Below are 22,252 nucleotides of genomic sequence, written 5' to 3'. Positions count from 1 at the left end.
TCAACATCCTGAAAGGTGTCTTAATTTAGCGGAATAGTTTCAAATTTATTTAATCGAACAATTTTATTCACTGCAAATGCTGTGACAATTAAATATTCAGGTCAGCTTCTAGTAAAGACTAAAAAAGCGGGGGATTCCCCGCTTTTTGTTTTTTAAAAGAATGGGTAGATAGCCTTAAGAAATTTCATTTACAGGAAAGCTATTTCCAAAGTATGATAATCACAGTGAAAACTATATTTATAGATTGGGGAACATGAATGGGAGCATATCGCAGCATTTTTTTTCTTATTGTTGTATTTTCCTTGGTTTTAGGCAGTTTTTATCCTTATACCAGTAAAGTTGTGGAAGCGGTCAATTTCAGTAGGATTACAGAAATTGTGGATAAGCGAACTGAAAATACGTGGACATTCCGGAATACCAACTTTTCTGAGACAATTGATTTATTTCCTCTTGCTGTTTTCGAGACAAATTCTTCAGGAAAATTCGAACAGAAGGACATGAATGGCAAAAATGGTCCCTTGATTTTTATTTCTTCTGTAGAAGCAGATACTAATTTTTCGGATGAAAATCTATTGAAAGTGGGTTCTGATGAACAAGGAAGTTATCGTACATACCTTAATTTTGGGAGCAGTTTACCCGAACTCGAAAATAAACTGATAGTTGATGCTAAGCTGCAGCTGGTTGAGTATGGGAACACAAAACAGCCAGGTTACTATGATCCGGTCCATAAGGATGGAGCGTTTGCTGTACACAATATAACGGAAAGCTGGGATGCATCTACTGTTACATGGGATACTAAGCCTGAAATCAGTGAACAGCCTGTCGCTGTTGAAACGGATATGAAATATGTAGACAGCAGAAGGTTTGTATGGGATATCACGAAGTTAGTCCAAGAGTGGTACAAAAACCCTGCAGAATCTCATGGGATTGCATTAAAAGCGAATGATGAAAGAGTTCATGGAACTTTACGCTCCTTCGTTAAGATAGATCCAACGATTAGCTATATTCCCGTTCTTCAAATTACATATAATAATCCTGATTTAATAACCCCTACTGGGATGGGATACAATTTTGGCGAGAATAGTGGGAAGGGGCGCATCGATTTGCGTTGGTATTCAGTTTCAGGAGCCAAAGGATATAAAGTATTAATTTTTAATGGTAGAGATTATGAAGAGATTGATGTAGGGAATCAGAAAACCTGGACATCGCTTGGCAAGCAAATCTGGCCGACAGAAGAGCAGATCCGCCAAGGAGAACATAAACTGCGACTCGATGGAAGTGGTGGAGATTTTTCTGATAAGCCTGCTGCTGTTTATTCCAACGCGGGTGGAACAGATAGAAATCCCTTTATCTACTATTTTAAGATACAGGCCTATAATGACAATGGAACTATGATATCAAATGAGGTTGGAGTCGGAATTCCTGATGGGACACCTCCATCCGTTCCTGCTAACCTTCAGGTAAAGGAACTGGCAAGTGATTTTACGATTAGCTGGGATGCGGCTGTTGATGACCGCTCTGGCATCAGCAGCTATCAGGTAACTATAGATTCTCATAATGGGAATCGGTTCCTTACTCGTAGTACTTCACTTACTGAAATGAAAATCAAAGAGGAAGACCTGTTGTATGGCGGACCATTTAAAATTTCGGTAAGAGCTGTCGATGCTAATGGTAATAAATCAGAAGCTGCAAGTATTGAAGCTGAACCAAGACCACTAAGGGATTCACGGATTCATGGGTTTTCTATACCGTCTTATCCCCTTGAGGTGACTAGAAACCCAAATGTTAAACTAATTGTTGAAAATACAGGATTTGATGATTGGACCGCAGAAAAGGGGTATGAGGTCCGAGTCGAGGGAATTTCAGATTATGAGCTGCTAGGAGCTCCAAAAGATTTGAAGGCAGGAGAGAGTGGATGGTTTGAGGTGGAGCTAAAAGGACCACTAACGTTAGGGACAATCCCAATTAAGCTGGGAATCTTTCATCGCGAACATGGTTGGATTGGCTCGACTGTTAACAGATCAATAACCGTTGTGGATACTACGTCTCCTGAGGTGATTATTGAGTCTCCTGCCAATCATGACTCTCTTTACGGGGATGTTTCGGTATACGGAAGGATAAGCGATTATAAAGTAGAGAATTATACTATATCATATGGAATGGGTTCAGATCCTCTCGAGTGGAAAACTCTTGAAAATGTGACGAATCAGGGTGGCAACTTCCACTTTAATTGGAATACAAGAGGAATATCGGGTGGAGAGTACACATTGAAGGTGGATGCAGTTGATTCCTCAGGAAACAAAAAAAGTATTAAACATAATGTATATATCAATCTTCCGCCAATGACACCACTTGTCAGCCAGGTGACTGATAATGCGACAAGCGTATCGGGGACAGCTAAGGCCGGTACGGCCATCAAGGTGTTAAAAGGCGGTGCGTTGGTAGGAAGTGCTATAACGGGAACTGATGGGGTATTCTCGGTTAAAATGATTGCAGCACAGCCAGCAGGCACCATACTTCAGGTAACTTCAACGGATGATTACGGCAACCTCAGCTTGCCTCAATTGGTGACTGTCATAGACAAAACACCACCTCCGGCTCCTAAGGTGAATACAGTGGGAGACAATATGACCAGTGTCACCGGTTATGGAGAGAAGGGTGCAACCATAAAGGTGTGGAAAGGCTCTTCAGTGATTGGCACGTCAACAGTTAAATCAGATGGCACCTATATAGTGCTTATCTCCAAGCAGCCAGCAGGTAGCATTTTACTGGTGACGGCAACTGATAAAGCGTTAAATGTAAGTGCAGCAACGAAGGTGACTGTCGTCGATAAAACCCCACCAGCAGCACCAATGGTTAATTCTATTGGTAATAACTCTACAATCGTTACAGGTACTGCTGAAAAAAATGCTGTGATTAAAGTAAAGAAAGGCACGACGGTTATTGCAACAGTTACAGTCAAGGCAGATGGAAAATATTCAGCCGTAATTTCCAAGCAGAAGGCGGGGACCGTGCTTTCGATCACAGCTACTGATAAAGCGGGGAATGTTAGCAGCGTTAGAAAAACGACCGTACTGGACAAAATTGCTCCAGCGATTCCTACTGTGAATGCAGTTTATTCCTATCACACCAGTGTAAAAGGAAAAGCAGAAGCCTATTCCTACATCACCATGAAAAAGGGGTCTACTGTCATCGGAACAGTAAAAGCAAACTCTAAAGGAAACTTCACTGTGAAAATTAAAAAACAGAAACGTGGCACAAAACTCTATATCACAGCGAGGGATCAAGCTGGTAATACCAGCAAAGTGAGAACCGTTACTGTGAAATAAAATAGTTTCGGTGAGGAATGGATTTTCAGTAAATTGAGGCGCAGAAGGGTTAAATAAATACTATTTTACTAGGTAATCCAAAAGACCTTCAAGATTTTCATTCTCGAAGGTCTTTTTTGAATAACAAAGACAACTTCCATGATAAAAAGTATGTTATTTATGATCATAATATAAGAGAATACTAAACAAGGGGGAATCCAAAATGAAAGACTTATCACCAGAACAACGTGAAGAACTTCTAGCAACCTTGAAAGCCCGTTTCGAGAAAAACATGAACCGGCACGAAGGTCTGGAATGGCCCGAAATCCAGACTAAGCTTGAAGCTAATCTTGAAAAACTGTGGTCGCTTCATGAAATGGAAGAATCGGGCGGGGAACCGGATGTGGTCGGCTTTGACGAACAGACGGGCGAATACATATTTTTTGATTGCTCAGCGGAAAGTCCGAAGGGCCGCAGAAGTGTTTGCTATGACCGGGAAGCGCTGGAGGCCAGGAAAAAGCATAAGCCGGAAAATAGCGCGATGGATCTGGCAGCTGCAATGGGCATTGAAATTTTAACGGAAGAACAGTATCGGAAGCTGCAAAATCTGGGAAGTTTCGATCTGAAAACGTCCAGCTGGGTGCAGACTCCTGATAACATCAGAAAACTTGGCGGGGCGCTCTTTTGTGACCGCCGCTATGACACCGTCTTTGTGTACCATAATGGAGCCGATTCCTATTATGGTGCAAGAGGCTTCCGCGGCTCGCTAAGGGTCTGAGTTATGTACGAGGTACAATTGTTGAACAGCTAAAAACTGCAAAAAAGCGGGAGACCTGGCGTCTTCCGCTTTTTGTGAGGCTTTTACTCAACAACCCCGGTCCTCAAAATCTCGAACTCCACCTTCACATTGACTTTGCTCTCGGCGTACATTTTATGCCATTTATCGCTTGTCAAATCGGCATGCCTGACGCTTTTTCGGTAGATCTCACCGAGGCCGAATGGGTCGGATTCGACTGCCTGGGCTTTTGCGATCAGACCTTCAATATCCGATTTCATTTTTTCACCGAGCTTTTTTTCCAGCATCTTCACGTTTTTCGGGTTTTTCAGGTCGAGAGCTTGATTGATTTCAAGTAATCGCGTTTTGAGCTGGATTTTCATCTCGAAATCCAGGTTGTCTTTGCTGATCAGATTGATGTCGCTTCGGCTGCTGATGGTGTCGAGAACAACAGCCAAATCATCAGGGCCAGAGGAATTCGATGTGAATTTAAATCCCTCAGGACTAATCATCAATTCAATTGACCCGGCTTTGTAGCGGTCATTGATCAGCTTGAGATAAAATGCTTCCTGTGCATTGATTTTCCCCACCATTTTATCCCTTTTAATCAGCGCCACACCAATGATTTCAATTTCGCCATCTGCCCCTTTGATTATTGGCAAGACCGGGTCGACTCCATCAGAGTAATAGTCATGCATTGTTTCTTGGAGCGTTGAAGAGGGAATCGTTTCGCCTTTAATATTCTGATCAAGCTGCTTGTAAATCAGCTGGCTGATATTTGAGAACTTAGCGTTTTTTGCATGCAGAAGTTCCTTCGTGCTTCCTTCTACTACAGCGAGGTAGGTTAGGTCGCTGATAGACGGATCCCGTGCGAGTGTATCGGCAAGGTTAATCAGTCCGAGTTTGACGACTTCTTCACTGAAGAGAGCTACGCGCAGCTGACCGGATTGCAGTTTTTTCGGGCTCTTTAAATCGGTCTTGATTCGTGCTCCTTTACTCGTCGCTGCTTTCGTTGTCAGGACAACGAAATCCTGGGGAGCCTCCGGGTCAATTTGCAAAAGTATAATGGTCGTTGAAATTTTCCCATCCTCTGTGACATCATAGCCCACGGTGGTAATAAGCCCCATGCGCTCAAGTGTTTTAGGTTCAGCGCACCCCGTTATCAGGAAGACTGCAAGCGACAAGGCCATCAGCTTAGTCGCTGTTTTTCGCATTTGCCTCACCCTCTTTTTTAAAAAATTTCTTCTTAATCAAGACAGCGGCATAGAGGACAAAAGGGTAACCAAAAATGAGATAAAAAGCTCCTCTGGCAAAGTAATCATTCATCATGTTGATTTCGAGCCTGTTTAATGGAAAGATCAAAGTAAGGTAGATGAAACCTAAAAGAAGCCAGCTTACTTTTTTCTCTTTTTTATTTAAAATCCTTGCAATTCCGCGAGAAGCGGACCACATATAGAGCATCAGGTTCGGCAGAATCAAAATCACCCAAAAGGTGATCGCGACATACTCGAATCTTTCGATAAAAGGGAAGCGGACAATCTTGAAGAGTGACAGGGTTCCCCAGATGGTCCGTTCCAGCTGGCCGCCGCTGAAATAGGCAAGGGACACGACCATAAGCGCAAGGTAAAGGATGGTCGTGAATAACAATCCGAATTGCATATGCCGGTGTACACGGTCTTTTTCTCTCAAATAAGGGAATATTGTATAAATAATTTCAAAGCCAATGACAGTGAAGGTCATTTGTTTGGCACCCTTAAGCAATTCAGGGATATTTGCTTCGAACATCGGAAAGAGATAATCCCATTTGGCGAACTGGAAGGGGTAGGCGAGCAAAAGGGTCAGCCATAGGGATAAGACGACACTGAAAAAACTGACCCCGACTACTGTCCGCAGTCCGCCGTTTAAAGCGTAATAAACGAGATAGACGAGCGTCAGGGCGAGCAGCCAGTTTGGGACTTCCGGAAAAATCCATGCCTGGATGACCTCGATGTAATTTCGGACAATCACATGGAAGGCGCCGAGGCAATAGAGGACAAAGATGACGTTCAGCGCGTTCCCGAGCCATTTTCCAAGTAAATCATACTGAATTCCATATATGTCTGAGCTTTCATAGGCGAACAGAGTTTTCACCATCACAAACCCCACAACGGCGGTTGCAACGCCGCTGATTAGAACGGAAATCCAGGCATCATGCTTTGCTTCAAGGAAAATGATCCGCTGAAATCCTTGGATTCCTACACCGAGCTGCATGGAATGCACCACGAAGACGAGCAGGAACGTATTGACCATATGCTGGGGTTTTGGCTCGATGAGAACTTTCATTCATAACACCACATTTTTATTCTTTAGATTTGCGAGTCTGAAATTTAATTCTGTCCCTGGGCCTGGTTAAATGCGGTCTTTTATTGGTCCATGCTAACGGAAACCGGATGATGCTGTCAGGCCAATCGGAAAAACGCGGCGGATAAAATGGAGCCAGGAAAGGGGTTCCCAGGCTTTCTTGCTTGATCAGGTGGATCAGAAGGAAACAGAAGCCAATCATCAGTCCGTAAAATCCCCAGAAACCTGCTAAAAGGATCAGCGGAAAACGCAGGATCCGGATGACATTGCCCATCATATAATTAGGTGTCGTGAACGAGGCCAGCGCGCTGACCGCGATGATGATGATCAGGATATTGCTCGTAAACCCGGCATCAACCGCAGCAGTCCCGACGACAATACCGCCTACGATACCCATCGTCTGGCCCACCTTGGTTGGCAAGCGTGCGCCTGCTTCCCTCAGAAGTTCAATCATGATTTCCAGCAGCAATGCTTCAAAAATGGGAGGGAATGGTACCAGTGATCTTGATTCTCCCAGGGGAATCAGCAGTGTCTGCGGGATGATTTCATAATGGAAGGTGAGAGCCGCGACATAAATGGCTGTGAAAAAGATGGACACAATCATCGAGAAAATCCTCAGCAACCGTAGGAAGGTAGCAATCTGCCATCTGACACTTTCGTCCTCCATGCTTTGGAAAAATTCGAAAAAACTAAGCGGAGCTCCGATCACTTGAACGCTGCCATCAACAAGGACGGCCACCTTCCCGTTCAGCAGCCATGCACATGCCCGGTCCGGCCGCTCCGTCATTAGCAGTTGTGGAAAAATCGCCAAGGAATTATCCTCTACCAATTGGACGAGCGTGGAGCTGTCGAGAATGCTGTCTACATCAATTTTCTGGATCCGTTTCCGCATTCTTTCAACCATTTCTTCATCTGCTATATCTTTTAAATAAAGAAGGGAAATTCCTGAGTTTGTCTGTTTTCCTAATGTGAAACTTTCATTGCAAAGGTTAGGGTTTGTTAGATATCTTCTGATTAAAGAGATATTTGTCGCAAGACTTTCGTTGAATGCGAGCTGTGGCCCAAGCACCTGGGATTCATTTTCCGGCCTGGTGAGTGAGCGGTTTTCCTGGGTACCGACAGCTGCCTCGACAATAATCGGATATCCGTCTGAATGAATGATGACGGAGCCTTTTAAAATTTTGTCAATAATCTCTTCTACATATTTCAGTTTGCCAGAGCTGCCTACGTTGATTCTTTTAAGGGCGTCATCAGGTGTCGGCTGTGCATCTTCAAGGCGTGCAAGCACATCCTCATTGATCATTTTATTGTCTGTAATCGTATCGACATACACCAGTGTAAGGCCATTTTGCAGTTCTTTAATATGTAAGTCGGCACTGTGATGAAGGAGGTCCTTCATTCTTTGGATGAAATCTTCTTTCTTAACAGGGATTAATTCCATGTCGTCGAGATTTTTTTTATTCATGCTGTTCAGGATGTCGGCTTTCTTTTTCTTGAAGAACATAAAAAAATCCCTCCGATGCAATCTTCTAATTAAGAGGTTTTGCATCAAAGGGAAAAATTATACTGTTGGTAGTTTTAATGATTTAGAAAATCCCCAATGAATCAAGGAAGACGACAATGATGACGACCGGGACGACAAACCTCATCACATTGTACCAGAGGTTAAAGAGCCAGTGGCCGCCTTTTGAATCCCGCAGCAGTTCCTGGCGCAGTACTTCTTTCTTGATTTTCAGCGGGACGAAGATGGCGATCAGCAGTACGCCGAGCGGCATCAGGATGTTGCTGACAAGATAGTCAGCTCCGTCGAAGATGCTTTTTCCAAAGATCGCTGCATCCGCCATCGTGCCAAATGAAAGGGCAGAAGGGATTCCGAGCAGAAAAATCAGACCTCCGGCAATCCAGGCGAATTTCGCCCGCTTTTTCTGGTCGCCTTTCGCAAGGGTGGCAACGACGATTTCAAGCATCGAAAAAGCCGAAGTCAGGGTCGCGAACAAGAACAATGCCAGGAACAACAGCAAGAATAGCTCCCCAAGGACCAATTTTTCAAAAACGGCCGGAAGTACGATGAACAGAAGACCAGGACCTTCCGCAGGTTCGAATCCTAGTGAAAAGACCGCCGGGAAGATCGCCAGCCCGGCAAGCAGGGCGATGAATAGGTTCATCCCGACAACTGACAAGGCCGGCTGGACGATGCTTTCCTTTTTCGGCAAGTACGAACTGTAGGTCACCATGACCGAAACGCCGACGCTCAACGAGAAGAACGATTGTCCCATTGCGAACAGCACGCTTTCCGAAGTGATGCTTGAAAAATTAGGCTGAAGGAAGAATCTTACGCCATCAAGTGCATTTTCCAGTGTCAGCGAGCGAACAATCAGGATGACAAACAATAGGAATAGTGCCGGCATCAAGATCTTGCTTGCTTTTTCAATCCCTGATTGCACGCCGCGGGCGACAACAAGAATGGTGATGAGCAAAAATGCGGCCTGTGCAGCAAGGACAGTCCATGAATTGCTGATTGTCTGGCCAAACAGGTCGCTGTAATTGGCACCTTCCTCGACAATCCCGCCAGTGATTCCTTTTACAAAATAAAGGCTGATCCAGCCGCCGACCACGCTGTAAAAGCTGAGCAAAACAAAGCAGGTGAACACACCGAGAATGCCGATCCAGTACCAATTGCTTTTAGGTGCGATTTCTCGATACGCCCGGATTGCCTCCTTTCCTGTGCTCCGGCCGATGACGAATTCGGCAAGCAATAAAGGCAGGCCGATGAATAATGAAAACAGAATGAACATCAGGAAAAACGCTCCACCGCCGCTCACGCCTGTGACATACGGCAGCTTCCAAATCGCGCCGATCCCGATTGCCGAGCCGGCAGCCGCTAAAATGAATCCAATCTTCGATGACCACTGATCTTTCTCCATGTTGTTTCTCCCCTTTTTCTCTCTGGATTCAGCTTTTGTGATTGATGTCCGGACAAAATAAAAAGCCACGCCGCTATCCATCAATCTGGATAGGGACGTGGCTGAACACGCGGTACCACCCTATTTGGAAGCAAAAACCCGCTTCCCGCTCAAGTTAATTGGATAACGGCCAAAACCGTTCCTTTTTTCAAAGGAAAAGCTCCAAGAACGAAATTCACCAGGACTTTGTATCAGTTTCCACCAACCACTGATTCTCTGCAAACAGGGAGACCGGCTTAATAGACTCTTTTCAACGCTTTTTTTCTATAAGGCTCTTTTGTGAGCTCTTAAATGTATTTCTTGGAATTGTATTATGATAACAGGGCCTGTGTCAATGAATTTTTTTGCTCGTCCCTTTGTGAATCGTTAAGAAAACTAAAACTCGGGAGGCTCCAGCCATTCCAGGCCTTTTTCGGTGATCATCGTGCCGCTTCTTCCTCGGCGGCTGATGATAAACCCACTTTGCTGCAATTCTTTTAGGCGAAGGCGGATTTGCTGTTCAGTAAGGGGGTGGGGGGTCCCGGACATTTCTTTGCAAAGCTGAGGCCTGCCCGCACTTTTGCCACTGAAATTCAGATTTTTTATGCACTGAAGCAGGGTTCTGTGTTCTGCTGTCTTTATGCACCCTGTCGATTCAGTGGGCTTTTGATTTTCCTGCTTGTCAACCGGGAGATCGTCGCTGGATATGCTATCGCCCTCAGAAACGGCCAGCATGTACAGCAATGTGTTTTTCAGCTCGCGGATATTTCCCTTCCATGGCATGTTTGATAATCTGCCCATGGCTTCATGGTCAATCCTAGCATGAGGCTTATCGCTTTCAAAAATGAAATGCTGAACCAGCAAGGGAATGTCTTCCTTGCGGTGCCTGAGCGGAGGCAGACTCAGGGAAAGCACTTTCAAACGATGGTACAAATCCTCCCGGAAGTCGCCTTTTTCAATCATTTCTTTCAGGTTTTTATTAGTTGCAGCAATGATCCTGACATTGACAGGGATGTTCTTATTGCCGCCTATTCTCCGAATCTCCTGTTCTTGCAAAACACGCAAAAGCCTTGCCTGGAGCTTCATGCTGATATCGCCAATTTCGTCGAGGAACAGGGTTCCGCCATCGGCCTGCTCGAATACGCCTTTCTTGCCGCCTTTTCGCGCCCCTGTGAAGGATCCTTCTTCATATCCGAACAATTCGCTTTCGAGAAGGTCCTCCGGCAAAGCATTGCAGTTGATTGCAAGATAGGGGGCAACCTTGCGGCTTGAAGCCATATGGATCGCGCTCGCGAATAATTCTTTTCCCGTCCCGCTTTCACCTTGGATCAAAATGGGCAGATGGGTCTTTGCCAGTTTACGGGCAATTTTCTTTGTTTCTTTGATAGCCTTGCTTTTGCCGAGGATATTTTCGAAGCTATGCTTTGCTATATAGCCTTTCTTCTGCAGTTCAAGCCTGACCGCTTTTTCCATTTCAATTGTCTCGTCCATGTTTTTGAAGGTGGCGACCACCGTGTTATCCTGGACAATCGGCACCCGGTGGACCATGACATTCATTTGCCGTACAAGGAATGGGTGTGGAACTTCTTCTTCTGTTTCTTTTAACAAAAAATGAAGGAGCTCCGGATTATGGAGAATTTCACTGACCTTCCTGTTTAATGCCCTTTCTTTCGGTATACCGGTGATTTTCTCTAGAACATCATTGAACACCGTGATGCGTCCAGCAGGATCAATGGCCATGATGCCATCATTGACCCCGTCGACAACATGCTTTAAGTACTGATTGAGCTTTACTGCTTCTTCTTTTAAGTAGGAAAGTTTCTTGCTCAATTCAATAATCCTGCGCGTATACTTATCTGCGATCTGAATTCCTAGTGTTTCCGGAAGGGCGAGGCGGTTGACGATCTTCAAGATTGTATGGATATCGATCAGCCTGACTCCAATGTTGATTTTTGTGGCGATCGAATCGGGAATGAGTTCCATCTCTCCCGGAGTGACAGCAACTTCAATGGATTCAAGGTATTCTTTGCCAGGAAAATAGGGATGATAATGCAAGTGATCGATTCCAAGGGCTTTAAGGGTGTAGATGGAATCATTGACACTTTCGGGAAAATCGTTAACATACAGGACATGAGTGCCAGCTGGCAGACTGAATAGCCTGTCGATATATTGGTGGTTGATCGTCCTTGCTGCGACAACCACTTCGCAATTCTCACCAATGATATGCCGTACCTCTTCCTCAATCAAATAGGATGAATAAATAACGATCTCTCCTGAAAGCCTGTCGGGCAAAAATTCCTCTGAAGAGTAGCTAATGATGGATACATAGTTTCCAAGAATGTTTTCCAGCTGCTCCATTAATGCGAGCCTAGTTTCTTTAGTGCCGGCGAGCAGAATGAGTTGTTTTTTCATTTTATTGGGTCCTTTTGGGTTTATTTAAACAATATAATACCATTAAAATTAACCAATTAGAACCAATTAACCTTTTCGTTTACTCTCGAGACCTTTATTAATAAGGTGTTTTATATTGGCATGAAAATTGCAAAAACTTAGATATAACAGTTAGGGAGGTTTATCATGGAGAAAAAGGTATGGAAAGTTCCTCACACATTCGTCATTGTGTTCTTCGTTGTCATGCTTGCGGCAGTGGTCACATACTTCGTGCCGGTAGGTCAATTCGAAACGAAGGACGTCACCTACACGGAAGGTGGAGAGGAAAAAACAAAAACAGTGCTGGATCCGGAGAGTTTCCAGATCGTTAAAGATGAACAAGGAAACCCTGTCCATAAAGGGACGGAGTTATTTGAAGCAGGCGGAGAAGCTGGCTTTCTTAACTTTGTATTTGAAGGTCTGGTTTCCGGTGACAAATGGGGATCGGCAGTCGGAGTTGTCGCTTTCATCCTCATCATTGGCGGTGCATTTGGCATCATCATGAGGACGAGGGCCATCGAGGAAGGAATCTTGAATGTCATCGATAAGACGAAAGGTCGGGAAATCCTCATCATTCCGATCATGTTTTTCTTGTTCTCGCTCGGCGGCGCCGTTTTCGGGATGGGAGAGGAAGCGATTGCTTTCGCGATGATTCTGGTGCCTTTAATGGTAGCACTCGGGTATGATGCAATCACAGGTGTGATGATTACGTATGTCGCAACGCAGATAGGATTTGCAACATCCTGGATGAACCCTTTCGGCGTTGCTATAGCGCAAGGGATTTCTGGAGTGCCAGTCCTTTCCGAATCACCATTCCGAATGGCCATGTGGGCAGTGTTCACGCTGATTGGAATCGTCTACACGTGGCGATATGCTGCAAATATCAAAAAGGATCCGGTAAGGTCGCTGAGCTATGGAAGTGACGATTATTTCCGGAAGGACATGAAAAACCAGGATTTGAACGTGAAATTCACGCTAGGTCATGCGCTCGTTATTTTAACGGTTGTTGCCGGAATAGTTTGGATTGTTTGGGGAGTGGTGGAACATGCTTACTATATTCCAGAGATTGCTTCTCAATTTTTCACCATCGGACTCGTTGCCGGGATCATAGGGGTTATTTTTAAATTGAATAAAATGAAAGTCAATGACATCGCGGACGGGTTCATTGATGGTGCAAAAGATTTGCTGCCTGCAGCGCTTGTCGTCGGGATGGCAAAAGGAATTGTTATCATTCTTGGTGGTGACAGTCCGGATGCACCATCCGTGCTCAACACGATGCTTTATGGAGCTGGCCAGGCAATTGGCGACCTTCCAGCATCCGTTTCGGCCGTTTTTATGTACTTATTCCAATCCATTTTTAATTTCTTTGTTGTTTCCGGCTCTGGCCAGGCAGCGTTGACGATGCCTTTAATGGCACCACTTGCCGATATTGCAGGGGTATCACGCCAGGTGGCAGTCCTTGCCTTCCAGTTAGGGGATGGTTTGACGAATATCATCGTTCCGACCTCTGCTGCATTGATTGGAACCCTTGGAGCCGCAAGAATCGACTGGGGCGTTTGGGCAAAATTCATAGGGAAATTCATGCTCCTGATGGTCGCTGTATCAATTATCTTTATTATCATTGCTGTCACCATTGGTCTATAATGGAGAAAAATATGAAGGTGGGGGATCTTCTTGCTGACGTTAATCAAAAATGGCGACATTTACGCACCAGATCACCTTGGAAAAAAGGATGTCCTGATCGTTGATAATAAAATTGGATTCATTCAGGACAGGATTGATGTTCCTGAAAATTTTGTGGACGTGAAGGTCATTGATGCCAGCGGGAAAAAGGTTGTCCCGGGTTTCATTGATTCCCATGTTCATCTGATTGGTGGTGGCGGGGAAGGCGGGTTCAAGACTCGGACCCCTGAGATTCAATTGACTCAGGCCACCACCGCCGGGATTACTACGCTTGTTGGTGTCCTTGGGACAGACGGAACCACTCGTACGATGGCGAGTTTGATTGCCAAGGCACGCGGACTTGAAGAAGAGGGAGTCACCTGCTTCGTGCAGACAGGCTCGTACCAGGTGCCGGTCAAGACGCTTACCGGAAAAATAGAAGATGATATTATTTTGATTGATAAGGTCATCGGAGCGGGGGAAATCGCGATTGCAGATCACCGCTCATCCCAGCCGACTGCTGAAGAACTTGCGAAGATTGCTTCGGCTGCCCGGATTGGCGGCATGCTCGCCAGTAAAAGTGGCATCGTCAATGTGCATGTCGGGGACAGCTACGACCATCTAAAGCTGATTGAAGAGGTAGTAGAAAACACGGATATTCCCATCCGGCAATTTTACCCGACCCATATTAATCGAAATCCGCATCTTTTCGAGGCAGGGATTGAGTATGCGAAAAAGGGAGGCTGGGTCGATTTTACGACTAGTTCGATTCCGAAGTTTCTGGAGGAAGGCGAGGTAAAATGCAGTGTCGGGTTGAAGCGAATGCTCGAGGCCGGAGTGGATATAAGCCAGATTACCTTCACCTCAGATGGACAGGCGAGCCTGCCGGATTTTGATAAAAATGGTGAACTGATCGGGCTGCAGGTCGGACAGGTATCCTCTTTATACGAAGCTGTGAAGGATGCTGTTTTATCTGAGGGAATCCCGCTGGATTTGGCCATTCGGGTCATCACGGAAAACCCGGCGACGATTTTAAAGCTTTCTCAAAAGGGACGCATTGAAGCAGGCCGTGACGCTGACCTCGTGCTGATTGATGAGGATTTTGAGATTGATACCGTCATTGCGATGGGAAGAGTGATGGTGGAGAACGGCGTTCCTGTTGTAAAAGGAACGTTTGAATAAGAGGGAAAACCTTGGCCTGGAGATGGCCAAGGTTTTTTTGCGTCTTCTGTACTCGGGAAGCGGCCTGTTTTCTGCCATAATCACGCAACGGGGAATAAACGGGACTCAACGGGGAATATATCTCGGCCAACGGGGAATAAAACAAGTCCAACGGGGAATAAGTCGCTCTCAACGGGGAATAAATGCACCAGGCTGACAAGGAACCAGTCAACTTCGAATGAAAAATGCGTTAATCGTGTAGAAATTCCGCCAACAGGGAAGAAAAATGCATTCAACTGGGCAGAAATCCGCAAACCGTGAAAAAAATCCGGCTAACCGTTAATAAAAAGCTGCCAACCGTTAATAAAACACGATCAACCGTGAAAAAAATCCATCCAACCGTGAAAAAAATCCATCCAACCGTGAAAAAAGTCCACCCCAACCTGGGAAAAAGCCAACCCAACCACGAAAAAAGCAAAAGCCTCAAATAAATCTCGCAGTTTTTGCATTTTACAGGCGCCAAATAGCCCCGATCACGAAAAAACCGGGCAAAATTATCTGCCCGGTCCACAAAATACGTGCCTTTTTAAAAAATCATATACAAAACCAATCCGCCAACTGCGCCTGTCAGTACAACGACCCATGGCGGCAGCTTCCAGTATACGAGCATACTGAACAGAATAGCGGCAAAAACGAAATCGATCGGTGCCAGAATGGAGCTGGTCCAAATTGGGTGATAGAAGGCTGCAATCAGGATTCCGACCACTGCAGCATTGACGCCCATCAGCGCGCGGCTGATCTTGCTGTTTCGTCTTAATGCATCCCAGAATGGCAGTGTGCCAAGGATCAGCAGGAACGCAGGCAGGAAGATGGCTGCCGTTGCCAGCAATCCGCCCTGCCAGCCATTGATGATCGCACCGATATAGGCTGCGAAGGTGAACAGTGGGCCTGGCACGGCCTGGGTGGCTCCGTATCCTGCAAGGAAGGCTTCTTCACTCAGCCAGCCTGTCGGCACGAATTCACGCTCCAGCAAGGGCAAAACTACATGGCCGCCGCCAAAAACAAGGGAGCCTGAGCGATAAAAGCTATCAAACATTGCTATCCAATTCAGGGCCGTCGCTTCACGTAAAACCGGCAGAAGGATAAGCAAGCCGAAAAAAAGCCCGAGGCTGACATAGCCTACTCCTTTGGAAATCGGGAAATGCATTCTTTTTTCATCCTCAGCGGTGTGCGATTTAAAAATAACATATCCTAAAACAGCTGCAATCAAAATCACCCCAACCTGAGTAAAGGCCGTTTGCCACAGCAAGGTAACGGCCAGTGCGAACAAAGCGATTGTTTTTCGCGGCAGGTCAGGCGTCAGCTTCTGCGCCATCCCCAGAATCGCATGGGCGACAACAGCAACAGCGACGATTTTTAAACCGTGGATCCAGGCGGCGTCACCAATATCAAATCCCTGGAGGACCAAGGCAAAAATGATGAGTGCAAGAACCGATGGGAGGGTGAAGCCGAGGAATGCGATAAGTCCGCCAAGCAGGCCCCCGCGCATAAGGCCGACACCGATTCCGACCTGGCTGCTGGCGGGACCGGGAAGGAACTGGCAGAGTGCCACCAGATCGGCATAGCTTTTTTCATCCATCCACTTTCTTCGTCGGACGTATTCTTCATGGAAATAGCCGAGGTGGGCGACAGGTCCGCCGAATGACGTCAGGCCGAGCCGGGTCGATACCATCAAGATTTCCAGCAGCGACTGGAAGGTTACCGTTTTTTTCTCTGTCATTTCTTTCTCTCCTTTACTAACTGAAAACGCTCGTTAAAAAATGATTTATAAGCGAGCTGCAAATATAAAATGACCGTCAGCGACACGCTTCCAACGATACCAAGCATGATCGCAATCTGGTATTCAACGGCAACGATAGGGGAAGTGCCGGATAGGATTTGACCTGTCATCATACCTGGCAGAAAAATGATTCCCATCCCGACCATGGAATTGATTGTTGGCAGCATCGCGGAATCGAACGCCTCATTGACGATTTTTTTAGCGGCATCTTTTGGCGCAGCTCCCAGCATGAGTGCTCCTTCAATCTGGGCCCTGTGCGAGTCGAATCCGGAAATCAGATTGTTGACCCCCAGCGAGACGCCGGTCATTGAATTTCCGATGATCATCCCGGCAATCGGGATGAAGTATCGAGGCTCATACCAGGGGGTGACATCGAGGACGACGAGAATGAAAAAGAATAAACTCGTCAGGATACCGACTCCCATGGCAATGGCAATATGCTTTTTCATATCAATGCCAAGCGGATGCTTCGTTCTTTTATAAACATTGTAAACCGCGAAAACTTGCATGATGGCAATGATCCCAAGTGTGTAAAATGGGTTCGGATTATCGAAAAGGTAGACTAGCAGATAACCGACCAGGATCAGCTGGAGTGACATGCGCACGGTCGCCAGCAGGATTTCTTTTTCCCGTCGAATCCCGCGTACCCGTACAATCACAATTAAAATCAGGATGAAAATATATGCGGCCGCAAGCTGCAAAAAGGATAGATCCATCACATCATCCATCAGCTCACCCCGCTTCTTAACGAATATCGTGACATCTCAATCGTGTTTTCGGCGACGAGCTCTGCCAGTGTCTTCGAATGGGTAATCATGATGACCGTCTTTGAAGGCTGCTTCGTATATTCCGAGAACCTTGTTAAAACCGTTCTGGCGGTTTCTTCATCAAGCGCAGAGGTCGGTTCATCCAGCAGGAAAACCTCCGGATCAAGCAGCATCGCCCTTGCCCAGGATAGCCGCTGCTTCTCGCCGCCGGAAAGGTTTTCTGCTTCGTCGTTGAGCTTTTTATCAAGCATGAACAGCTTCAGCACTGATTCCATTTCTTCCACTCCAGCCGCTTCTTTTCTGGAAAAAGCAAGGCCGATTTGCAGATTATCTTCAATGCTGCCGTCAAAAATGACAGGGGCTTGCGGGACCATCAAAACTGTTCTTCGGAGCTGAAGCGGATCGATGTCGGCGACCCGTTCGTTTTTAAAAGAAATCTCGCCCTCATCCGGACTCGACAAATCATTCAGCAACCGCAGGAGGGTAGTTTTGCCGCTGCCGCTCGGGCCAAGGATGCAGGTGAATTGATTGGCGGGTATGGTCAAATCGTCGATGTGGATGATTCCGTTGACTCTCACATTCTTGAGCTCAAACATGTTAACCCTCCGATCAATCCTTGATTTCCTTGAACAGTTCGTATGCTTTTTTTGCGCTTCCTCGAGAACGCGGTTGCCATTCTCCGTGGTCCGGTAGTATTTTCGTATTTTTCCTTCGACGTTTCTTTCTTCTTTTACAAGAAGGCCGTCCGACTCCATCGTGTGGAGAATCGGATACAATGTGCCTGCGCTCAGGCTGTATCCATGCTCCTTAAGCTCCTCAAGCATCCACAAGCCAAAGATCGGCTGTTCCTTGGCATGGTGCAGGATATGTATCTGAATGAATCCGAGAAAAAGCTTTCGTAAAACTTTATCCTCCATCTAGAATCCTTCTTTCTCCTGTTATCGAAACTCAATAACGAAATTCGATATTATTGTATCTTAAATCCTGAATAATTCAAGTATTTCCCCTTTTATAAACATACATAGATAGTTTTAGGGCGAAAAAGACATTTTTTATCCATAGAAAAATCATAAAAACTGCACAGCTTCTATTTACATTAAAGCTAGTTACCAGAAAAAAATGGAGGTGTCAGCGGTGGGAAAGAGAAAGGTGCTCTTATTATTGATTTGTTTACTTTTTGCCCTCAATATATCGGCTTTTGCAGATGAAGGAGATTCTAAAAACAGCAAGCAGCAGCAAAATGTGTCTACGGTGGCTGAAGATGAACAGGAAGACATTCATCATCAGGATGAAAGCTCACATCATGAAAACAGCTCACATGAACAAGAGGACAGTGAGCATCATGATAGCGACATACACGGCTCAGACGCCAGCCATAATGATGCTGGCAGCGGCTCGCATAGTGAAGGGAATGACAGCCAATCCCATGGAGAAGGAAGTACGAGCCATGGTGATAGCAGTTCACATAAAGACAGCACAGGACATGATGGCAGCGGTATAAAAGAAGATGATAGCAATGGCCATGATGACGGCGGGGAACATGGAGGGAATGGGGGCCATGGTGAAGAAACCGTTGTTGAACCCGGCCCGGATTATTCAATACTCGGAGGTTTTGGAGCAGTGAACCTTACTTTTATCATCATAGGCATCTGGAATAAATGGTTCAGAAGGAGAGGTGAATAACATGGCAATGCCCGAAAAGAAGCTATCAGAGCAGAAAAAGCCATTCGATCTTTTATCAGTTCCGCTTTTGAAAAAATTTATTCAGAGTAAGTGGTACCCTGGGATTTTTCAGTGGATGGTCATCATTGTGTTTTCCATTATTGTCTTCGAACTGGTGGCAGGTACCATCAATCCGCATAGGAACTTCGGGACTACGATGACATGGGTGTTATGGTGGCCGCTGATTCCAGTCATCTTCATTGCCGCTGGCCGGTTCTGGTGTGCGATTTGCCCATTTGGAAAGCTTAGTGACATTGTTCGCAAGCTTGTCGGTGCTGAACGGCCGATGCCCAAGTTTCTGAGGAAATATGGAATCTGGCTAATTGATTTGTTTTTCATTGCGATCACATACAGCGACCATGTGTGGGGAATCGTTGAGTCGCCGCGAGGCTCAGGTTATTTATTGCTTTTGCTGGTAACCATGGTGGTCGTGACCTCTGTGTATTATGAAAGAAGGACATTCTGTAAAACGCTTTGCTTCCTCGGCGGCCTGGCGGGCAACTATTCTCGTGCCGGAGCTCTTGAATTAAGAGGCACCCCTGATATTTGTAAAACCTGTAAATCACAAGCCTGCTTTAAAGGGAGCGAGAAAGCGGAAGGCTGTCCGATGTTCCAATTTGTCCGGACGATGGATTCCAGTGCAGAATGCAATATTTGCGGAAACTGTGTGAAAAACTGTCCTAATGACTCGATCAGGCTTTCCCTGAGGGTGCCGACTAAAGAGATTTGGGGCATTAAGAATCCGAAACTTGAGCACGCCTCACTCGCCGCTGTCATCATGGGAATCGTGTTTGTCCAAAACATCACTATGCTTGAAATCTGGCAGGATATCCTTGCCATGATTGGTTCTGTAACTGGGACAGAAAATTATGTTGTTAACTTTACAGTTGCTTATATCATTTCCATGGCGCTGCCGATCCTTCTGCTGTTAGGAACGGCAAAAATGGCTTCTTATATGGGAATGGCTGAGTCTGTAAAAAAGAACTTTATCCGTTTTGGTTATGCCATCATTCCACTTGACCTTGCTGGGCATCTGGGACATAACCTTTTTCACATCATTACCGAAGGAAAAGCAATCTGGTACAATTCCATTGGCCTTTTTGGAGTAAAGGTAAATCCAGGAGATTTAAGCCTTGCATCGACCTCGACGGTTCAGCTTTTACAATATGCCATTATCATTCTCGGATTCTTCGGTTCGTCCTATACTGCTTATAAACTCGGCAGCAAGGCGAAATTTAAAGCGATGGTACCTTATTATGCATTGATGGTTTTGCTTGCGGTCATCAATATTTACCTGTTCTCACTTCCTATGAATCATCGAGTCCACTAAGCATGACTTCTAGGGAAAATTAATGGAAAAGCGGAGGATGCTCTGCTTAGAAAGATAGGAGGCATATGATGAAAATACTGGTCATGGATCAAGAAGAGCAAATGGCAGATTTACTTTCATTTTACTTTCGGCCTCATGGAATACAGTGTGTTTTAAAAACAACAGCATTGGAAGCAATAGATTATTTGGAAACAAATAAAGTAGACTTCATCGTATTGGAAACGGAACTATTGGAAATGGGTGATTCAACCTTTTTACATCATATCCATAAGAAATGGAATATCCCTTTCCTGATTGTTTCCAGGAAAAATTCCCGTGAGGAAATTCTGAAAGGGTTTAAGTCAGGTGCTGACGATTATATCAGCAAGCCCTTCGACTATGAGGAACTGACTGAAAGAGTTTCTGGGATTCTCAGGAGGCGTTGCCTGATTTCTCGCGTTCCACCTGGATTTTTAATGTAATGATAATGTGATCTCTTGCTTCTGAACGGCTATCCAAAAAGGATAGCCGTTTTTTCATACACCAGGAAAATATATATTTTTCACTTCGAGAAATGCCCGGCTCCAGCGCCTAGCCCCTCGAGTCGCTTCGGCCCGCCGAATGAAGCCAAAGCCCGCCCCATGAAGTTAAAGAACGACTTCCCAGTTCGGCCCTCCAGCGGTTGTCCGGGCTGACCAATGCCCTGGCGCTTTTCTTATCTGAAGCCTGGTATTTTACCTTATAATTTTGCAGATTTTATCAATTTCAAAAAACTGTAAGAAACAATTGTGGGAAATTTTCATTTGTGATCAACTTCACATTTTGCAGCGAAATCCCCGTTTATGATGGGGGTAGATAATGAAGAGGAGGAAATGAACATGAAAAAAATAGGCTTGATTCTGATTGGCATGCTTGCAGTTACTGGATTTTTCCTTGCTGGATGTGGAAAGGAGAATGCTGAAGAGGCTCAAGGAACATCATCTAAGGATTCCTCTACAACAGAAGCAGTAGTTGAAACTGCTGTAGAAAAGTTTTATTTTACGGCCAATGAGGGAGGTTCGATCAGCAAAATCAACGCAGAGAACAACCAGGTAATCGAAACAATTAATGCCGAGGGAGTTGTCCATAACATCCAGCTATCTCCTGATGGAAAAATCGTTGCCGCGACTCTCGTTCCAGTGGCAGAAGGAGGACATGGCGACCATGGCAGCCATGGAGAGGAAACAGGAAAAGTATTATTCTATGATGCATATACCAATGAACTTTTAAAAACAGTGGAGGTCGGAAATCACCCTGCTCATGTCGTCTATTCCGGGGATGGAAAGCTGGTACTAGTAACGAATAATGAAGATAATACCGTTTCGGTCATCGATGCTGCAACATATGATGTGATCAAAACCATTGGCACAGGAAAGGGCCCTCATGGCTTCAGAGTTTCAGCTGATAACAAATTTGCCTATATTGCCAATATGGGTGAGGAAAGTATAAGTGTGATTGATCTGGAAACATTCGAGGAAAACAGGATCAATGCTGGTAAAACTCCTGTAACCACAGGCATCACAAAAGACGGAAAGACGCTGGCAGTGACCCTTTTCGCTGAAAATGCCCTGGCCATCATCGATACAGAAACGAAAGAAGTCGTGAAGATAGAAGTAGGCAGAGGACCAGCACAGGTGTATATCGGACCCGATGATAAATTTGCGTATGTCGCAAATCAGGGCACAAAGGAATCTCCTTCGAATACAATTTCAATTGTGGACCTTGAGGCCAAAGCGGTTGTAGATGAGATTGAAACAGGCAGTGGAGCTCATGGTGTAGTCGTTAGTGCTGACGGGAAATTTGCTTATGTCACCAATATGTTCGACAACACCGTCAGCATCATCGACCTCGAGAGCAAGGAAGTAAAAACGATTAAAGTTGGGGAAATTCCGAATGGAATCACGATCATGGAATAAAATTCTGCACACATTCTCCATTTTTACAAGGTATGATTGAA

16 protein-coding genes, 1 pseudogene and 1 other annotated feature are annotated in these 22,252 nt (G+C 45.5%); of the genes and pseudogenes, 8 read left to right on the top strand and 9 right to left on the bottom strand.

Going from position 1 to position 22,252, the window contains the following annotated elements:
* The first annotated feature begins 377 nt into the window (after positions 1-377).
* Together EJA10_RS18095 and EJA10_RS18090 are read left to right on the top strand one after the other, a co-directional pair.
* Positions 378-3,329 carry an Ig-like domain-containing protein gene (locus tag EJA10_RS18095; protein ID WP_170169183.1) on the top strand — a complete coding sequence of 984 codons (2,952 nt, stop codon included), beginning with the start codon at positions 378-380 and terminating at the stop codon, positions 3,327-3,329.
* Positions 3,330-3,531: 202 nt separating this feature from the next.
* On the top strand, positions 3,532-4,086 hold the full coding sequence (locus tag EJA10_RS18090; protein WP_125481433.1) for a DUF4256 domain-containing protein: 555 nt from the start codon (positions 3,532-3,534) through the stop codon (positions 4,084-4,086).
* An 83-nt stretch (positions 4,087-4,169) separates the two neighbouring features.
* Here EJA10_RS18090 and EJA10_RS18085 read toward each other — a convergent pair whose 3' ends face one another.
* From EJA10_RS18085 to EJA10_RS18065, 5 genes are all read right to left on the bottom strand, one after another.
* On the bottom strand, positions 4,170-5,297 hold the full coding sequence (locus EJA10_RS18085; RefSeq protein ID WP_125481432.1) for a Ger(x)C family spore germination protein: 1,128 nt from the start codon (positions 5,295-5,297) through the stop codon (positions 4,170-4,172).
* Positions 5,278-6,405 (bottom strand): GerAB/ArcD/ProY family transporter, encoded by a 1,128-nt coding sequence (locus EJA10_RS18080; RefSeq protein WP_125481431.1) that lies wholly within the window; start codon positions 6,403-6,405, stop codon positions 5,278-5,280. The genes EJA10_RS18085 and EJA10_RS18080 overlap by 20 nt, the downstream gene beginning before the upstream one ends.
* A 16-nt stretch (positions 6,406-6,421) precedes the next feature.
* On the bottom strand, positions 6,422-7,927 hold the full coding sequence (locus EJA10_RS18075) for a spore germination protein (protein ID WP_125481430.1): 1,506 nt from the start codon (positions 7,925-7,927) through the stop codon (positions 6,422-6,424).
* A gap of 82 nt (positions 7,928-8,009) precedes the next feature.
* A complete protein-coding gene (locus EJA10_RS18070) occupies positions 8,010-9,347 on the bottom strand; it encodes a sodium-dependent transporter (protein ID WP_125481429.1) in 1,338 nt (445 codons plus the stop codon).
* An 88-nt stretch (positions 9,348-9,435) separates the two neighbouring features.
* Positions 9,436-9,649: a binding site (T-box leader), on the bottom strand.
* 112 nt (positions 9,650-9,761) lie between these two features.
* Positions 9,762-11,777 carry a sigma 54-interacting transcriptional regulator gene (locus EJA10_RS18065; protein ID WP_125481428.1) on the bottom strand — a complete coding sequence of 672 codons (2,016 nt, stop codon included), beginning with the start codon at positions 11,775-11,777 and terminating at the stop codon, positions 9,762-9,764.
* A 165-nt stretch (positions 11,778-11,942) separates the two neighbouring features.
* Between EJA10_RS18065 and yfcC the strand changes: the two genes are divergently transcribed.
* Both yfcC and iadA read left to right on the top strand, forming a co-directional pair.
* Positions 11,943-13,439: a putative basic amino acid antiporter YfcC gene (gene yfcC, locus EJA10_RS18060; RefSeq protein ID WP_125481427.1), complete on the top strand. Its 1,497-nt coding sequence runs from the start codon at positions 11,943-11,945 to the stop codon at positions 13,437-13,439.
* Positions 13,440-13,469: 30 nt separating this feature from the next.
* Positions 13,470-14,639: a beta-aspartyl-peptidase gene (gene iadA, locus EJA10_RS18055; protein WP_125481426.1), complete on the top strand. Its 1,170-nt coding sequence runs from the start codon at positions 13,470-13,472 to the stop codon at positions 14,637-14,639.
* A gap of 565 nt (positions 14,640-15,204) precedes the next feature.
* On the opposite strand, the gene chrA is transcribed toward iadA, so the two are convergent.
* From chrA to EJA10_RS18035, 4 genes and pseudogenes are all read right to left on the bottom strand, one after another.
* A complete protein-coding gene (gene chrA / locus EJA10_RS18050; protein ID WP_125481425.1) occupies positions 15,205-16,398 on the bottom strand; it encodes a chromate efflux transporter in 1,194 nt (397 codons plus the stop codon).
* Positions 16,395-17,186 carry an ABC transporter permease gene (locus EJA10_RS18045; RefSeq protein ID WP_125481424.1) on the bottom strand — a complete coding sequence of 264 codons (792 nt, stop codon included), beginning with the start codon at positions 17,184-17,186 and terminating at the stop codon, positions 16,395-16,397. Before EJA10_RS18045 ends, chrA begins: the two co-directional genes overlap by 4 nt.
* Positions 17,186-17,821, bottom strand: a complete 636-nt coding sequence (locus tag EJA10_RS18040) for an ABC transporter ATP-binding protein (protein WP_125481423.1) — start codon at positions 17,819-17,821, stop codon at positions 17,186-17,188. The genes EJA10_RS18045 and EJA10_RS18040 overlap by 1 nt, the downstream gene beginning before the upstream one ends.
* A 13-nt stretch (positions 17,822-17,834) precedes the next feature.
* A pseudogene (locus EJA10_RS18035) lies at positions 17,835-18,142 on the bottom strand (PadR family transcriptional regulator).
* 217 nt (positions 18,143-18,359) lie between these two features.
* Here EJA10_RS18035 and EJA10_RS18030 point away from each other — a divergent pair.
* The 4 genes from EJA10_RS18030 (at position 18,360) to EJA10_RS18015 (ending at position 22,211) form a co-directional block, all read left to right on the top strand.
* On the top strand, positions 18,360-18,908 hold the full coding sequence (locus tag EJA10_RS18030; RefSeq protein WP_125481422.1) for a hypothetical protein: 549 nt from the start codon (positions 18,360-18,362) through the stop codon (positions 18,906-18,908).
* A 1-nt stretch (position 18,909) separates the two neighbouring features.
* Positions 18,910-20,277 carry a 4Fe-4S binding protein gene (locus tag EJA10_RS18025; protein WP_125481421.1) on the top strand — a complete coding sequence of 456 codons (1,368 nt, stop codon included), beginning with the start codon at positions 18,910-18,912 and terminating at the stop codon, positions 20,275-20,277.
* A 65-nt stretch (positions 20,278-20,342) separates the two neighbouring features.
* Positions 20,343-20,738, top strand: coding sequence for a response regulator transcription factor (locus tag EJA10_RS18020; protein WP_125481420.1), 396 nt, complete (start codon positions 20,343-20,345; stop codon positions 20,736-20,738).
* Positions 20,739-21,134: 396 nt separating this feature from the next.
* Positions 21,135-22,211, top strand: coding sequence for a YncE family protein (locus tag EJA10_RS18015; protein ID WP_125481419.1), 1,077 nt, complete (start codon positions 21,135-21,137; stop codon positions 22,209-22,211).
* The last annotated feature ends 41 nt before the right edge of the window (positions 22,212-22,252 follow it).

The sequence above is a fragment of the Mesobacillus subterraneus genome, assembly GCF_003937825.1.
Classification (GTDB): Bacteria; Bacillota; Bacilli; order Bacillales; family Cytobacillaceae; genus Mesobacillus; species Mesobacillus subterraneus.
Note: the sequence above shows the minus strand (reverse complement) of the source record. Positions and strands in the feature narration are given on the sequence as shown.

Coding starts and splice junctions, on each gene's coding strand:
- EJA10_RS18090 (WP_125481433.1), top strand. CDS start 3,532: ATGAAAGACTTATCACCAGAACAACGTGAAGAACTTCTAGCAACCTTG.
- EJA10_RS18085 (WP_125481432.1), bottom strand. CDS start 5,297: ATGCGAAAAACAGCGACTAAGCTGATGGCCTTGTCGCTTGCAGTCTTC.
- EJA10_RS18080 (WP_125481431.1), bottom strand. CDS start 6,405: ATGAAAGTTCTCATCGAGCCAAAACCCCAGCATATGGTCAATACGTTC.
- EJA10_RS18075 (WP_125481430.1), bottom strand. CDS start 7,927: ATGTTCTTCAAGAAAAAGAAAGCCGACATCCTGAACAGCATGAATAAA.
- EJA10_RS18070 (WP_125481429.1), bottom strand. CDS start 9,347: ATGGAGAAAGATCAGTGGTCATCGAAGATTGGATTCATTTTAGCGGCT.
- EJA10_RS18065 (WP_125481428.1), bottom strand. CDS start 11,777: ATGAAAAAACAACTCATTCTGCTCGCCGGCACTAAAGAAACTAGGCTC.
- yfcC (WP_125481427.1), top strand. CDS start 11,943: ATGGAGAAAAAGGTATGGAAAGTTCCTCACACATTCGTCATTGTGTTC.
- chrA (WP_125481425.1), bottom strand. CDS start 16,398: ATGACAGAGAAAAAAACGGTAACCTTCCAGTCGCTGCTGGAAATCTTG.
- EJA10_RS18045 (WP_125481424.1), bottom strand. CDS start 17,186: ATGGATGATGTGATGGATCTATCCTTTTTGCAGCTTGCGGCCGCATAT.
- EJA10_RS18040 (WP_125481423.1), bottom strand. CDS start 17,821: ATGTTTGAGCTCAAGAATGTGAGAGTCAACGGAATCATCCACATCGAC.
- EJA10_RS18025 (WP_125481421.1), top strand. CDS start 18,910: ATGGCAATGCCCGAAAAGAAGCTATCAGAGCAGAAAAAGCCATTCGAT.
- EJA10_RS18020 (WP_125481420.1), top strand. CDS start 20,343: ATGATGAAAATACTGGTCATGGATCAAGAAGAGCAAATGGCAGATTTA.
- EJA10_RS18015 (WP_125481419.1), top strand. CDS start 21,135: ATGAAAAAAATAGGCTTGATTCTGATTGGCATGCTTGCAGTTACTGGA.